Origin of the sequence: Tangfeifania diversioriginum, assembly GCF_900141875.1 — a bacterium.
Classification (GTDB): domain Bacteria; phylum Bacteroidota; class Bacteroidia; order Bacteroidales; family Prolixibacteraceae; genus Tangfeifania; species Tangfeifania diversioriginum.
On the sequence record NZ_FQZE01000024.1, the window covers coordinates 16,374 to 30,379 of the forward strand.

Sequence of the window (14,006 nt, forward strand, 5' to 3'; positions counted from 1 at the left end):
GCAAAAACAAACTGAAAACAGAAAGAGGATGAAAACAATGAAAATGAAGTGGATGGCAGTTGCCGTATTGATGGCAGGAATTATTTCTTGCAATGACAAGCGAGACGTGGAGCGGGTTGAATACAGTTTTGAATTTACATCGGATGCTGAAGGATGGACCGGCGATTTTGCTGACTACCCCGTGGGCGAAGCTGAATCGTACGAACTGGAGTTTGAGCACACCACGCTTCCTGCTCCGCTTGATGAAACCGAGGGTGCACTGCGCCTGTCAGGCTTAAACAAAAGCGACGACCTGTTTATGTTCATTAAACGGAAAATCAGCGGATTGGAACCCAATACCACTTATTACGCCACGTTTTATGTGGAGTTCGCATCGAATGTGCCCGACGGCTTGTTTGGAGTGGGCGGCAGTCCCGGGGAGTCGGTTTTTGTGAAAGCGGGTGCCACCTTAACAGAACCGGACACGGAAGAAGACAACATGAATTACTACCGCATGAACATTGACAAAGGCGGCCAGAGCCAGGGCGGTGCCGAGATGGTGGTGGTTGGCGATTTCTCCAATGACACCGACAGCGACGATTACACCCTGAAAACCGTATCCAATGAAAACCGTTTTTCAGTAACTTCCGATGCCAACGGGGAACTTTGGCTCATAGCCGGAACCGATTCCGGGTTTGAGGCCACCACAACCATTTTCTATAATAAATTACTGATAGAATTGTATTGATTTTTAGTGTTTTAAGGCTTGCTGTATGGCATTTAACAATTCTTCTTTTCTGAACGGTTTGGCAATGTAACCGCAGCAACCGTATTCAAAGCATTTATTGCGTTCATTTTCCATGGCATAGGCAGTTTGTGCCAATACCGGCAGCCGGGGATAGATTTTGTGAATGATTTTCATGGCTTCAAGTCCGTTCATTTCAGGCATGTTTATATCGAGCAAAATCAGGTCGGGAATTTCTTCTGCAAGTAGTTGAATGAGTTCCTTCCCGGTGGTTGCTTTCCTCAGCCTGGCGCCGGTTGGTTGTAAAATTTCCGAGACATAATAAAAGGAGTTATTGTCATCTTCGGCAATGAAAAAGGTTTTGTCGTTAAACTGTGGCAGATCAAATATTTTTGTTTCTTTCTTACGGGCAGGGAATATGCTTTCCGAATCCATTGGTAGGGGCAATGTGAAATAAAAATTACTTCCTCTGTTCAGCTCCGATGTGAATCTGATTTTACCACCCAGCATTTCCAGTAGTCCTTTGGTAATGCTAAGCCCCAACCCTGTGCCTTCCTGGAATCCAACATTTTCAGCCTGCGAGAAACGGTCGAAAATCAGTTCATGGGCTTCCTCGGGAATACCACGCCCGGTATCTTTTATGAAAAAATCAACAACATGGCTATCATCTTCTTTTTTGAGTATATATCCTGTTTCAATTTTGCCTGAATCGGTATATTTTACAGCATTTCCAATAAGGTTATTCAGGATTTGCTTAAACCGTGTTACATCTGTTTCGATTACCAGATTTTCAATTTTTTTATCAACCTGAAAATCAATGCGAATATCTTTTTTGAGTGATTTGATTTTGTTTTCCTGGGTTTCGACAATTTCCTGCATTACATCATAGATTTGTACCGGGCCAATATCGAAACTGATTTGATTGAGTTCAATTTTGGAAATGTCGATAATGTCTTCTATAATTCTGGTCAGTTGATCACCCGCCATACTGATTAACGAATTGTAGTGGTTAAATTTTTCGGGTGACAGGTTTTTGTTTGCAAGCAAGTCGGAAAAGCCGAGGATTGCATTGAGCGGTGTTCTGATTTCATGGCTCATATTTGCAAGAAATGCTGACTTTAGTTTGTCCGATTCCTCTGCCCGGTTTTTCTCAATTGCAAGTTTTTCCTTGTTTTCCCGTAAAAGCCGGGTCATCTTTTTTTGCTTTTTCAGCGATTTATCAATGTTGGAAATAACAATCATTAATGAAAAGGAGATGAAAGAAGTGATGGCAATAAAATTAATGGAATTAACAACCCAGCCACCGGTATCGTACTGTGCAATTTCCCCGTAACCAAAATAAACCGGAATAGTTAAAACCGAAAGGGTAACAATATTAATCAGTGCAGATCCAATAAATCCGCGATCTCCGTAAAAGAAACTTGATAAAATGGGAAATACAAAAAGCCAGTTAAACCCGGCTCCTTCTTTTCCCAGGAGCACTAAAATAGCCACACCAAGAATGTAAAAGGTTATTAAACAGGCTTTAACTTTTGATTCAGCAGAAATTTTTTTCGAGAAAATTACAATAAGCAAAATCAGGTAAGCTATTGTATCAACAGCTACAACAGCCCACAACTGTTCTTTAACCGATAGAATTACGCTGGGAATGTAGGCTATAAAACCAATTATTGCAAGCCCGGTAAGGGTAACAAAAAGCAACCTGTTCTTCCATTCAACAAAAGATTGTGCCTTTTCCAGCTCAGGATAGGGAATTAACGTGGCAAGGGTTTTTATTTGTTTGTAAAATTTCATCTGCTGCAAATGATTTAATTGTATATTCTTGTAAAATGGCTGGGAAAGTATTAAAAAACTTTTCATACCAAGTAAAAGCTATTGTGAATTTTTATTTCAGGATGTATTAAACCAGGGGTCAGGATTACTTAATCCACGATAAAATATCAGCAAAAACAGCAGTTGTTTTACTTACAGGGCAATAATGCTGCCTTGTCTGTTATGAATTGTCATAATTATTTGGCAAAAAAGAAACCCGCACCACAAATTAATGCAGCACGGGTGAACCATAATTCAAATAATAATTCAAGACTATTCCGGAGGCTGGCTATTTCAGAACTTTCAGAACGTCTTCGTAGTCGGGTTCATGCGAATTTTCAGTCACTTGTTGCACGTATGAAACGGTGCCTTTTTCATCAATAACAATTACTGTGCGGGAAAGAAGTCCTTCCAGCGGCTCGTTGGTAATTGCAATTCCGTAGTCTTTCCCAAATTGGCCGGTTGCAAAATCGGATAACATGATTACGTTTTCTATGCCTTCCGCTTCACAAAAACGAGACTGTGCGAAAGGAAGGTCTTTTGAAATACAAAGTACTTTCGTGTTTTCGAGATTAGCGGCCGCTTTGTTGAAATTTCTGACAGAAGCCGCACAAGTGCCGGTATCGAGACTGAGAAAAACATTCAAAACGAGTCGTTCGCCTTTAAAATCTTTTAAACTAACCCGTGACAAATCTCCTTTAACCAGTGTAAAATCTTTTGCCTTATCACCTACCTTGGGTGGTTCGCCTGCTATTTGAATGGGATTTCCTTTAAATGTAAGTTGCGCCATAGTTTTTATGTTTTTTTTGATTACTGTTAGCAAAACACTTTCGGGGAAAGAAAGTTTATTGTTTGGCAAATTTCTTAATCAACGAAAAGCTTTTAATTTTAAGGCTTGGTTCAATTCAAAAATTTTAATTATGCGAAAGTTGCCGGTAATTTTTTTGCTTATGATTTTATTTGCTTGTTCTGAAAAAGAAAGTACTGTTGAAAAGCATGGATATGTTTCCAAAACACCCGATCTGTCGGCTGGGGTAATGATGCCCGAAATCCTCTGGTCGTTTGGCCGGGTAGGAGGGGCACAGGTTTCTCCCGGCGGAGAAAATATTTTATATTCAGTGACATACTACGATATTGAAGAGAACAAGCCGTACAATGATATTTACAGCGTGCCCGTTGAGGGTGGTGAGCCTGAAAACCTCACCCGGTCAACAAGCAATGAGTCGGGAGCCATGTGGCGGCCCGACGGCAAAAAAATCGGTTTCCTTTCAGCTGTCTCGGGCAGTACACAACTTTGGGAGATGGAAACTGACGGCTCCCGCCCCCGGCAGGTTACTGAAATTGAAGGTGGCATCTCCGGGTTTAAATACTCTCCCGACGGAACAAAAATATTCTACATAAAGAGCATGAAACTGGATGAAAGTGTCAACGATATGTACCCCGACCTTCCCAAAGCCAATGCCCGCATTGAATCCGACCTGATGTACCGCCACTGGGACAAGTGGCACGATTATACTTACAATCATATTTTTGTGGCTGATTATTCGGACGGCAAAGTGGGCGAGGGAAAAGATATTATGGAAGGCGAACGTTACGACTCACCCATGAAGCCTTTTGGCGGAACCGGCCAGATTGCCTGGAGCCCCGACGGGAAAACACTGGCCTATACCTGCAAGAAGAAAACCGGCAAAGCATATTCTGTTTCTACCAATTCCGATATTTACTTTTATGATATGGAAACCGGTGAAACCACTAATTTTACAGAGGGAATGATGGGGTACGATAAAAATCCGGTTTTTTCGCCCGACGGAAAATACCTGACCTGGGAAAGCATGGAACGCGATGGCTACGAATCGGATAAAAACAGGCTGTTTGTGGCTAATCTCGAAACAGGGGAGAAAACAAATTATTCCGAAGGTTTCGATCAGAATGCCCACAACCTGAGCTGGAGCAGCGACGGGCAAACCATTTTTTTTATCAGTAATATCCACGCCACCGACGAGATTTTTAAGTTGCAGCTGACCGATCGAAAAATCGAACGACTGACCGACGGCATTCACAATTACCAGTCGGTTGAGCAGGCCGGAGATCAGTTGGTAGCCCAGCGTGTCTCCATGTCGCACCCGGCCGATTTGTACAGCGTGAATCCGGAATCGGGCGAAGCGCAGAACTTAACATCGGTAAACGATGAACTGCTCGGTGCAATTACCATGGGCAATGTGGAAGAACGCTGGATGGAAACCACCGACGGCAAGCAGATGCATTCATGGGTAATTTATCCGCCCGATTTCGATCCCAATAAAAAATACCCGGTGCTGCTATACTGCCAGGGAGGGCCGCAGGGAACCGTGAGCCAGTTTTGGTCGTACCGCTGGAATTTCCAGATGATGGCGGCTAACGGCTACATTGTTGTGGCACCCAACCGCCGCGGGTTGCCCGGATTTGGCCAGGAATGGAACGAACAGATTTCGAAAGATTACGGCGGGCAGAACATTAAAGATTATCTCACAGCCATCGACGAGGTGGCCAAAGAACCGTTTGTGGATAAAAACAGGTTGGGCGCTGTAGGTGCCAGTTACGGCGGATTTTCAGTGTATTACCTTGCCGGCCACCACGACGGGCGTTTCAGCGCTTTTATCTCGCACGATGGCATGTTCAACTTTGAGCAGATGTATTCTACTACCGAAGAGATGTGGTTTGTTAACTGGGATATCGGCGGCCCCTTCTGGGAGAAAGAAAATGAGGCTGCACAGCGTTCGTACTCTTTTTCGCCACATAAATATGTGCAAAACTGGGATACCCCGATTTTGGTCATTCATGGTGAAAAAGATTTCCGTGTGCCGCCGGGGCAGGGACTGGCAGCCTTCAATTCGGCAGTGCTGCGCGATGTGCCGGCCAAGTTGCTTTATTTCCCGGAAGAAAATCACTGGGTGCTGCAACCGCAAAACGGTATTTTATGGCAACGCGAATTTTTTGGCTGGCTGGATAAGTGGCTGAAGTAGAATGTGCTTGCTTTAACTTCTTTAATTTATTGGCGCTTCCCCCGTTTTTGAAAGGATTTCGTTTAAGAGTTTTTTGGAGAAATATCTTTCGTTTTTCTGCCATACTTTAAAAATTGAACGAAGATCATGAATGAGTCCTTTTTGTTTGGCCAGGATTAATAAACTAACAGAACGGATGCAATTTACACCCAATGATTCGGCCATGAGTCGAGCTTTTTGGTCGTCGATTAGAAGATAATTTGCGTTCAGTTCCTGATACAAAATTACGGATTCAGATTCGCCATAATCCATTAGCAGAGAAAGCTGATTTTTCGATTTTATTTTTAAAATGTGCTTTTTGAGTATTGCTTTGTGTTTTTCTGGAAAAGCCGGATTTTCATACCTTTCAAGCTCTTCCCAAACAGCCTGGGGAATATAAAATTCATCGAAAAGATTTTTTATAATATCTATTTTATCAATTATTCCAAGCGAAATTAAAACCCCTGTATCAGCAATTACAATCTTCATAATTACAATTTCTGCAATTTCTCTACATCACCAAAAATCTGGTCAATTTTTAAGTTGGAAATCGGAATTTTATTTTTTGCCAATAATTTTTCAAATTCAAAACGAGATAATCCTGAAAGTTGAGTTGCTTTTCCAATTGTCAGTTTCTCCTCTTTAAATAACATCATGGCTATTGAAGCTTGGAAATGTGATTTAATTTCCTGTTCCGATTCATTTAATACAATCATTAAATCAGAAGGAATCTCGATTGGTATGGTAATATTTTTCATCGCTCTTTTTTCAAAGATAGTGAATTGATTACAATTTTTTCCTGTTGATTTTGTTCTTGTTTAAATAGAAGTACTGTCATGGTGAAAAATTGCTCTTTCTTTCCATTTCACTATTTTTGAGAAAATTTAGAAATACTGTTTCTATGCAAAAAATACATATCGGATTTTTGGGCGCCGGCGGAATTGCAAGAGCTCATGCCTACGCGGCCCAATCTTTAAAGTTTTATTACAATGATGCTGCGGTACTGGTTTTTGAATCGGTGGCATCGGCCAGGGCGGAAAGCCGCGAAAGTTTCGCTGAAAATTTCGGGTTTAACAAAGCACAGTCGGTGGAAGAATTTTCGAAAAATGAAAACATTGAAGCCGTGTTTATCATGGGGCCGAACAGTGTGCATTTCGAGCACCTGAAGCTGGCACTTGAAATGCCGAACGTAAAACGGATTTACCTCGAAAAGCCGGTGTGTGCATCCCTTCAGGAAGAGAAGGAAATGAAAGCACTGCTCGATAATACCGGCGATTCGGTAAAAATCCAGGTGGGATTTCAGTACCTGCAAACTTCGGCTGTGCGCGAAGCATTGCAGTTTTGGCAAGCCGGCGAATTGGGCAAACCCATTCATTTCGACCTGAAATATTACCATGGCGATTACCTGCAAGAATCATATCGTGAAAAACGAGTGACTCGCCTCACGCCGGCACCCGACGGCGGTGCCATGGCCGACTTGGGCTCGCACGGAATTAGTTTGCTGATGGCGTTTATGGGCGAAAATATGCAAATAACCAGTGCCTTGCAGGGAGGTAAATTTAATGATGTGCCAGCAGGTTCCGATCTTTTTAGTTCGCTGTCGATGGTTGAACCGCAATCGGGAGCAGTGGGAAACATGTCGGCCAGCCGTATCAGCTCGGGCACCGGCGATTTGGTGCACCTCGAAATTTATGCTGAAAATGGTGCGTTGCGTTACTCTTCGCACAACTCCGAATATTTTGAATATTACCTGGAGGGCAGCAACCAGTGGGTGAAAAAAATGGTGGGCAGTAATTACAAGCCGGTTACCAGTTTCCCGTCGGGGCACGTGCCGCCCGGTTGGCTGCGCAGCATGGTTCATGCACACTACCTGTTTTTTACAGGCAATGACGAAAAAGCATTCAATCCCGATTTAAAACACGGACTGGCGGTGCAGCGCATTGTGCGCGAAACAGCTGATCATTTGTCCACTTTCAGAAAAAAATACAAAAATGGGTGACCGAAGCAGCGGAATTCTTTTACATATTACCTCGCTTCCCGGCTCGGAGGGAATCGGGACACTTGGGAATGAGGCTTGTCGTTTTGTTGATTTTCTGGCAGGATCTAATCAAAAACTTTGGCAAATTCTGCCGCTGGGACCGGTTGGGTTCGGAAATTCACCCTACCAGTGTTTTTCAGCTTTTGCCGGAAATCCGCTGCTAATCGATTTGGCCTCGTTGATTAAGGATTCCCTTTTAACACAGGAGGATTTGGCTAAACAGCCGAAATTTTTGAGCCCGCGGGTTGATTACAGTCGCGTTGAAAAGTGGAAGCAACCAATTTTGAAAAAAGCATTTGAACGCTATCAAAAAAAACGGCCCGAAAAATTGGAAATTGAGTTTGTTCGTTTTTTAGATGAACACAACTGGTGGCTGCACGATTACGCGATGTTTATGTCGGCAAAAAAACATTTTAACAACAAACCCTGGGGTGAATGGGACGATGAATTGAAATTCAGAAAAAAAAGTGCACTGAAAGATTTTGAGTCATTGCTTTCTGATGAGATTGGTTATATAAAGTTTATTCAGTTTCTTTTTTTCAGGCAATGGTTTCAGCTAAAGAATTATGCGAACCAGAAAGGGATAAGCATTATTGGCGATTTGCCGCTTTACGTGTCGGGCGATAGTGCTGATGTGTGGTCGAACACCGATATTTTTCTGCTCGATAAAAACCTGAAACCGCAAAAAGTAGGCGGTGTACCTCCCGATTATTTCAGTGAAACCGGTCAGTTGTGGGGAAACCCGGTATTCGACTGGCAAAAGCTCGAAAAACGCGATTACGACTGGTGGCTGGCACGCCTGCATTTTAACCTAAACTTGTTCGACCAGGTACGCATCGATCATTTTCGGGGGCTGGAAGCTTATTGGTCGGTGCCGGCAGAAGACAGAACGGCAATGAACGGCGAGTGGGTGCCCGCCGGTGGTTTTAAACTGCTGAAAAAATTCCGGGAGCAAATTGGTGAGCTGCCTTTGATTGCTGAAGATCTCGGTTTTATTACCCCTGAAGTGCATAAATTGCGTGAAGATTTTAATTTGCCCGGAATGAAAGTGCTGCAGTTTGCTTTTGGATCCGACGAAACAAACATCAATTTGCCTCATAATTATGAACCTAACTTTGTGGTTTACACCGGCACGCACGACAACGATACCACATTGGGCTGGCTGGAAAAACTGGAAGGCGAAGAAAAAGAGCTGGCACGTGAATACATAGGAAAACCACGCAAAAAAGCGCTACACAAATGTATTGAAATGGCGTGGGCATCGTGTGCGAAAATGGCTGTTATCCCCATGCAGGATTTGCTGGAACTGGGAACCAAAGCCCGGCTTAATACCCCGGGAACATCAAGTGGAAACTGGGAATGGCGTTTCCGATGGTGGCAATTGAAAAACAGGCACCGCAGGTTTTTGAAAGAGATTACCCGAAAATATAATCGGTAGAAAAAACGTTAACAACATTTCACCACAGCATCCATAAATTCATCGGGTTTTTCGGCATGGAGCCAGTGTCCGGCACCAGGAATGTCTTTGATGCTGGCTTCGGGGTAAATTTTTTTGATCAATTCAAAATCCTCGTCCATAATGTAATTGGACTCCAGCCCGCGGATAAAAACTACCGGATAGGTGGTAATCGGGATGCGGTCTTCAAACCATTTAAGATTAACACCACCAACAATTTCATCGAGGTATTCGTATAATACATCAACATTTAACCGCCAGCGGTATTTTTTTGTCTTTTTGTCTTTGGTTACATTTTTCAAAAGAAACTGCCTGATGCGCGCACTGTCAATTCGCTCTGAGAGGAGTTTATCCACTTCTTTTCGCTTTTTAATTTTGCTGAAATCCAGCTCCTGCATGGCCAGTAAAATATTTCGGTGCAGGTGATACTGACTGCTGTCTTTGTGCTGTGTGTAATCTTTTGGGGCAATGTCGGCAATAACCAGTTTTTCAACCTTTTCGGGGTAATCAGCTGCAAACCACATGGCTGTTTTTCCGCCCATGCTGTGCCCGATTATTATTGCTTTTTCAATCTCGTGTGTATTGAAAAATTCAGCCAAATCATCGCGCATGGCATCAAAAGACTGCTCATCGGCAAACGGCGATCTTCCGTGGTTCCGCTGGTCAATCATGTAAACAGTGTGGTTTTCGGCAAGTCGTTTGCCCATGTTCATCCAGTTATCCGATGAACCATAGAGGCCGTGGATCACAACTATTACCGGTCCTTTTCCTTCTTTCCTGTAATATAGTTTCATTTTTTTAAGCAATCGAGGTATTTCTGAATAGTGGTTTCCAGTCCGAGGTAGAGCGAATCAGCAATTAGCGCATGGCCTATTGAAACTTCTGCAATGGTGGGGATATTTTTATACATGTAATTCAGGTTTTCCAGGCTGAGATCGTGGCCGGCATTAACTTTCAGTCCTGCGTTTTTAGCAAATTTTGCTGCTTCAATGAAAGGCGCGATGGCTTTATCGCGGCCTAGCGGATAGAGGCGTGCATAAGGTTCAGTGTAAAGTTCAATACGGTCGGTTCCGGTTTCGGCAGCACCTTCAATGGCTTCCGGGTCGGGGTCAACAAAAATGGAAGTGCGGATTCCGTTTTCCTGAAGCCGGGCAATAACTTCTTTTAAAAAAGACAGATTATTCCAGGTGTCCCATCCGTGGTCGCTGGTGAGCTGGTTGTGCGTGTCGGGTACCAGCGTGGCCTGGTCGGCTTTCACCTCGGCAACCATTTTCAGAAAATCTTCGCCGGGATATCCTTCAATGTTAAATTCTGTGGTTATCAGTGGCTTGATTTCATATACATCTTTACGTGTTATGTGCCGCTCGTCGGGGCGTGGGTGGATTGTAATTCCCTGGGCACCAAATTTCTGGCAGTTAACTGCTGCGTCTTTCACACTGGGGATTTCCCCTCCCCGTGAGTTTCTCAGTGTCGCAATTTTGTTTATATTTACGCTAAGTCTTGTCATGACAAAAAAAATTAGTAGCGCAAGTTACAATTTTTCGTTTTGAAAGGATAATTTAAAACAGAGAGAATTGCTGGCAAATAAATTAATATCAGACGTTATAACTCCGGTGCAGAGCACCGACAAAGGCCAAAAGGTCCTTAATTCCATGGATGTTTACAGGGTTTCGCACCTGCCGGTTGTAAAGGGAAACAATTATCTTGGACTGGTTTCGGATAAGCTGATTTATGACCTGAACTTGTTGAATGAGCCCGTTGAAAAAGAAGCCGCAAAATTCAACAGTACGCATGTTCATGAGGATCAGCATATTTTTGAGGTAGCTGCATTGATGTACAAACTCAAACTGAGTGTTATTACCGTGGTTTCTGCCGGTCACGATTACCTTGGAGCCATTACACTTTATGATTTGGCAAGGCGTTTTGCACGGTTTTTTTCGCTGCAGGAAGTTGGCGGAGTGATTGTCCTGGAAGTTAATGAGAACGATTATTCACTTGCCCATATCAGCCAGATTGTGGAAAACAACGACACCAAAATTCTGAGTTCATTCATGGACCGCATTCCGGGGACTCAAACCCTCGACATAATTCTGAAACTCGACAAGGAAGATCTTTCACCGGTAATTCAAACTTTTATGCGTTACGATTACAATGTGAAAGGCGTGTACCTCGATCATTCCATGCTTAGCGATTTATACCTCGATCGTTACGATCAGTTTATGAAATTTATGAACATTTAAAGAATATTGATGCAAGTTGCCGTTTTTGGAATTTCCGTTCCCGAAAGTTTTTTACCTGTTTTACAAGAATTTTTTGGTTTTTTTGAAAAAGAAAACATTGAAATCCAGCTTTTTCGGCCATTTTATAATTTCCTGACTGAAAACTTTGGAACAAAACCCTATTTTACTTCTTTTTTTGAATCATACTCCGATTTCGACACTGACAACAGTTTCATTTTTAGTATTGGTGGCGATGGTACGTTTTTGCATTCGGTAGTTAATATCCGCAATTTCGATATTCCTGTTGTTGGTGTTAACAGTGGGCGCCTCGGTTTTTTGGCCGATGTGTCGAGAGAACATATCCAAAGTGCACTTGCCGATATTTTCAATAATAACTATTCTGTTATAGAACGTTCGTTGCTCCGTGTGGAATACAATAATGGAGACACTCCTGAATTTAACTATGCCCTCAACGAGCTGGCCGTGTTTAAGTCAGATTCTTCATCAATGATTAGAATTACCTCGATGTGCGATGAGGTGTTATTGAATAATTACTGGGCCGATGGACTGATAATTGCCACCCCAACCGGCTCAACTGCATACTCGCTAAGTGTTGGCGGGCCAATTCTCACGCCCGATTCCGAGAACTTTGTGATTACCCCGTTGGCACCTCACAATCTTACCATCCGGCCGGTTGTGGTGCCCGATAAATATGAAATTAATTTGAAGGTTGATGGCAGGGGCACCCATTTTCTTACATCGCTCGATTACCGTTCGGAGGCGGTTGAATTTTCCACTGAATTGAAAATTAAAAAAGCAAACGTTACTTTAAAAACACTTCAGTTGCCCGGACAGGATTTCTTTAATACGCTGAGAAACAAGTTGATGTGGGGGTACGACAAGCGAAATTAAATATTCAGGCGAGCTTAACAATTTTTAATCTTTCTTTGGGTTTTATAATAACATTCGGGTATGTTATTTTTAGAATTATATTACTTTTGTACCTCTTGAAAGCTGAATGATAAAGGGGCAAGCAAGGTAAGTTCGTTGAAATCAGGTGGTTGTGAAATTTTTTTTGATGTTTTTAAAGGGGAAAACAGGTGTTTAATCAACCTTTAAAACATTGATTAATTCGCTATAAATCACAATTATCAGATTCACCGGCCTGTAACATGCCTGAGGCTATTGTTGAATAAACGATTTGGAATACCAAATGAGAAAAATAGTATTGGTGTTTATAGCAGTTGTTCTTACTGTTTCAGGTTTTGCCCAAAAAACAGCTGACATAGGTATTTGGGGAGGTTCATCAACTTATTGGGGAGATGTAAAAGAGGCTTCGCCTTTGCAAACGTTCAATTTAAATTATGGGGGTTATTTCAGGTATAATTTTAACAAACGCGCCGCGTTGAGGCTGATGTTTTTAAATGGCACTTTTGCCGCCGATGGAACAGTTGAAGATGTTAAATGGGATTTTAACAAAACAGCCCAGGATTTGTCGGTGTCTGTTGAAATCAATTACCTGGAGTATATACTTGGGGATAAGAAAACTCCTTTTACACCATATATTATGGGTGGGCTGGGGGTAATGTATTTTCCGTATGAGCTTTTAAGTTCTGGAGATCCGAATAACCCGGGGGAGTTAGATGTTTTGTTTAATATCAATCCGGAGCATCCCCTGGTAGTGAACGGAAATGAAGTTCAAGAATCAGTTATTGCACCCACAATACCTTTTGGGTTTGGTGTAAAATTTAATGTTGGCGAGCGCATAGGAATTGGAGCAGAGTACCTGATGAGAAAAATTTTTAGTGACAAGCTGGATGATTTGGACGATCCTTTATCGTTCAGTAAAACAAATAATGCAGAAGCAGTTAAATATACCGATTTTTTGCATAATAACGACTGGTCGGGATATTTGGGAGTTCATGTAACTTATAAAATTTACCTGAACAAAAAAGCTTGCCCGGCTTACGACAGGAAATACTGGTAATGAAATCGTTTAAAGAAAAATTAAATACTGAGAAGATTCCACAACACGTTGCCATTATAATGGATGGTAACGGCCGTTGGGCTGCCAAACACGGCAGTGCCCGCATTCAGGGGCACGAGCACGGAGTGGAGGCTGTGCGTTCAACAGTTGAGGGAGCCGGCGAAATTGGAATAAAATACATCACACTCTACGCGTTTTCCACCGAAAACTGGGGAAGGCCAAGAAATGAGGTAGATGCCCTGATGGGATTGCTGGTGCATGCCATTGAAAATGAAACCGACAATTTGATGAAGAACAATGTTCGGCTGGGCGCAATTGGCGATTTGGAAAAATTACCCAACCAGGTAACCAAAAAATTGAACGATTGTATCGACTCCCTGAAATCGAACACCGGGTTAAACCTGATTCTTGCGCTTAGTTACAGCTCGAAATGGGAAATTACCGATGCAGCCCGTAAAATTGCCATCGAAACAAAAAACGGAAAATTAAATCCCGAAGACATAGACGATAAACTGTTCGAAAAATACCTGTCAACTTCGCACCTGCCAAACCCCGAAATATTAATTCGGACCAGTGGCGAGTACAGAATTAGTAATTTTTTACTCTGGCAAATAGCCTATGCAGAGCTGTATTTCTTACCGAAATTATGGCCCGATTTTAGGAAAGAAGACTTGTTTGAGGCAGTTTATGATTTTCAAAACAGAGAACGGAGATTTGGAAAAATCAGTGAACAGTTATTTACATAATTTT

Annotated in this window: 14 protein-coding genes; 8 read left to right on the forward strand and 6 right to left on the reverse strand. The window is 42.5% G+C overall.

Annotation, left to right across the window (positions count from 1 at the left end; translation table 11 throughout):
- The first annotated feature begins 28 nt into the window (after positions 1-28).
- The gene (locus BUC07_RS14590) at positions 29-727 is read left to right on the forward strand and encodes a hypothetical protein (RefSeq protein WP_139279602.1); all 699 of its coding nucleotides are present in this window, start codon (positions 29-31) and stop codon (positions 725-727) included.
- A gap of 3 nt (positions 728-730) precedes the next feature.
- On the opposite strand, the gene BUC07_RS14595 is transcribed toward BUC07_RS14590, so the two are convergent.
- Both BUC07_RS14595 and tpx read right to left on the reverse strand, forming a co-directional pair.
- Positions 731-2,518 (reverse strand): ATP-binding protein, encoded by a 1,788-nt coding sequence (locus tag BUC07_RS14595; protein ID WP_073171012.1) that lies wholly within the window; start codon positions 2,516-2,518, stop codon positions 731-733.
- 307 nt (positions 2,519-2,825) lie between these two features.
- On the reverse strand, positions 2,826-3,326 hold the full coding sequence (gene tpx / locus BUC07_RS14600; RefSeq protein ID WP_073171162.1) for a thiol peroxidase: 501 nt from the start codon (positions 3,324-3,326) through the stop codon (positions 2,826-2,828).
- Positions 3,327-3,456: 130 nt separating this feature from the next.
- On the opposite strand from tpx, the gene BUC07_RS14605 reads away from it, so the two are divergent.
- Complete coding sequence (locus tag BUC07_RS14605; RefSeq protein WP_073171164.1) at positions 3,457-5,538, forward strand: dipeptidyl-peptidase Dpp5; 2,082 nt, start codon at positions 3,457-3,459, stop codon at positions 5,536-5,538.
- A gap of 21 nt (positions 5,539-5,559) precedes the next feature.
- Here BUC07_RS14605 and BUC07_RS14610 read toward each other — a convergent pair whose 3' ends face one another.
- Both BUC07_RS14610 and BUC07_RS14615 read right to left on the reverse strand, forming a co-directional pair.
- Complete coding sequence (locus BUC07_RS14610) at positions 5,560-6,045, reverse strand: PIN domain-containing protein (protein ID WP_073171015.1); 486 nt, start codon at positions 6,043-6,045, stop codon at positions 5,560-5,562.
- A gap of 2 nt (positions 6,046-6,047) precedes the next feature.
- The gene (locus tag BUC07_RS14615) at positions 6,048-6,314 is read right to left on the reverse strand and encodes a UPF0175 family protein (RefSeq protein ID WP_073171018.1); all 267 of its coding nucleotides are present in this window, start codon (positions 6,312-6,314) and stop codon (positions 6,048-6,050) included.
- Positions 6,315-6,457: 143 nt separating this feature from the next.
- Between BUC07_RS14615 and BUC07_RS14620 the strand changes: the two genes are divergently transcribed.
- Both BUC07_RS14620 and malQ read left to right on the forward strand, forming a co-directional pair.
- Entirely contained in the window at positions 6,458-7,555 is a 1,098-nt protein-coding gene (locus tag BUC07_RS14620) for a Gfo/Idh/MocA family protein (protein ID WP_073171021.1), read from the forward strand.
- The gene (gene malQ, locus BUC07_RS14625) at positions 7,548-9,032 is read left to right on the forward strand and encodes a 4-alpha-glucanotransferase (protein ID WP_073171023.1); all 1,485 of its coding nucleotides are present in this window, start codon (positions 7,548-7,550) and stop codon (positions 9,030-9,032) included. Before BUC07_RS14620 ends, malQ begins: the two co-directional genes overlap by 8 nt.
- 8 nt (positions 9,033-9,040) lie before the next feature.
- Here the strand turns inward: malQ and BUC07_RS14630 are convergent, their stop codons facing one another.
- Positions 9,041-9,844, reverse strand: coding sequence for an alpha/beta fold hydrolase (locus tag BUC07_RS14630; protein ID WP_073171026.1), 804 nt, complete (start codon positions 9,842-9,844; stop codon positions 9,041-9,043).
- On the reverse strand, positions 9,841-10,557 hold the full coding sequence (locus BUC07_RS14635; RefSeq protein WP_073171029.1) for a pyridoxine 5'-phosphate synthase: 717 nt from the start codon (positions 10,555-10,557) through the stop codon (positions 9,841-9,843). Before BUC07_RS14635 ends, BUC07_RS14630 begins: the two co-directional genes overlap by 4 nt.
- A 106-nt stretch (positions 10,558-10,663) precedes the next feature.
- Here BUC07_RS14635 and BUC07_RS14640 point away from each other — a divergent pair, with 106 nt between their 5' ends.
- From BUC07_RS14640 to BUC07_RS14655, 4 genes are all read left to right on the forward strand, one after another.
- Positions 10,664-11,290, forward strand: coding sequence for a CBS domain-containing protein (locus BUC07_RS14640; protein ID WP_394333216.1), 627 nt, complete (start codon positions 10,664-10,666; stop codon positions 11,288-11,290).
- A gap of 9 nt (positions 11,291-11,299) precedes the next feature.
- A complete protein-coding gene (locus tag BUC07_RS14645; RefSeq protein ID WP_073171034.1) occupies positions 11,300-12,181 on the forward strand; it encodes an NAD kinase in 882 nt (293 codons plus the stop codon).
- A 301-nt stretch (positions 12,182-12,482) separates the two neighbouring features.
- Positions 12,483-13,256: a type IX secretion system protein PorG gene (gene porG / locus BUC07_RS14650; protein ID WP_073171037.1), complete on the forward strand. Its 774-nt coding sequence runs from the start codon at positions 12,483-12,485 to the stop codon at positions 13,254-13,256.
- Positions 13,256-14,002, forward strand: coding sequence for an isoprenyl transferase (locus BUC07_RS14655; RefSeq protein ID WP_073171040.1), 747 nt, complete (start codon positions 13,256-13,258; stop codon positions 14,000-14,002). Before porG ends, BUC07_RS14655 begins: the two co-directional genes overlap by 1 nt.
- Positions 14,003-14,006: the final 4 nt, after the last annotated feature.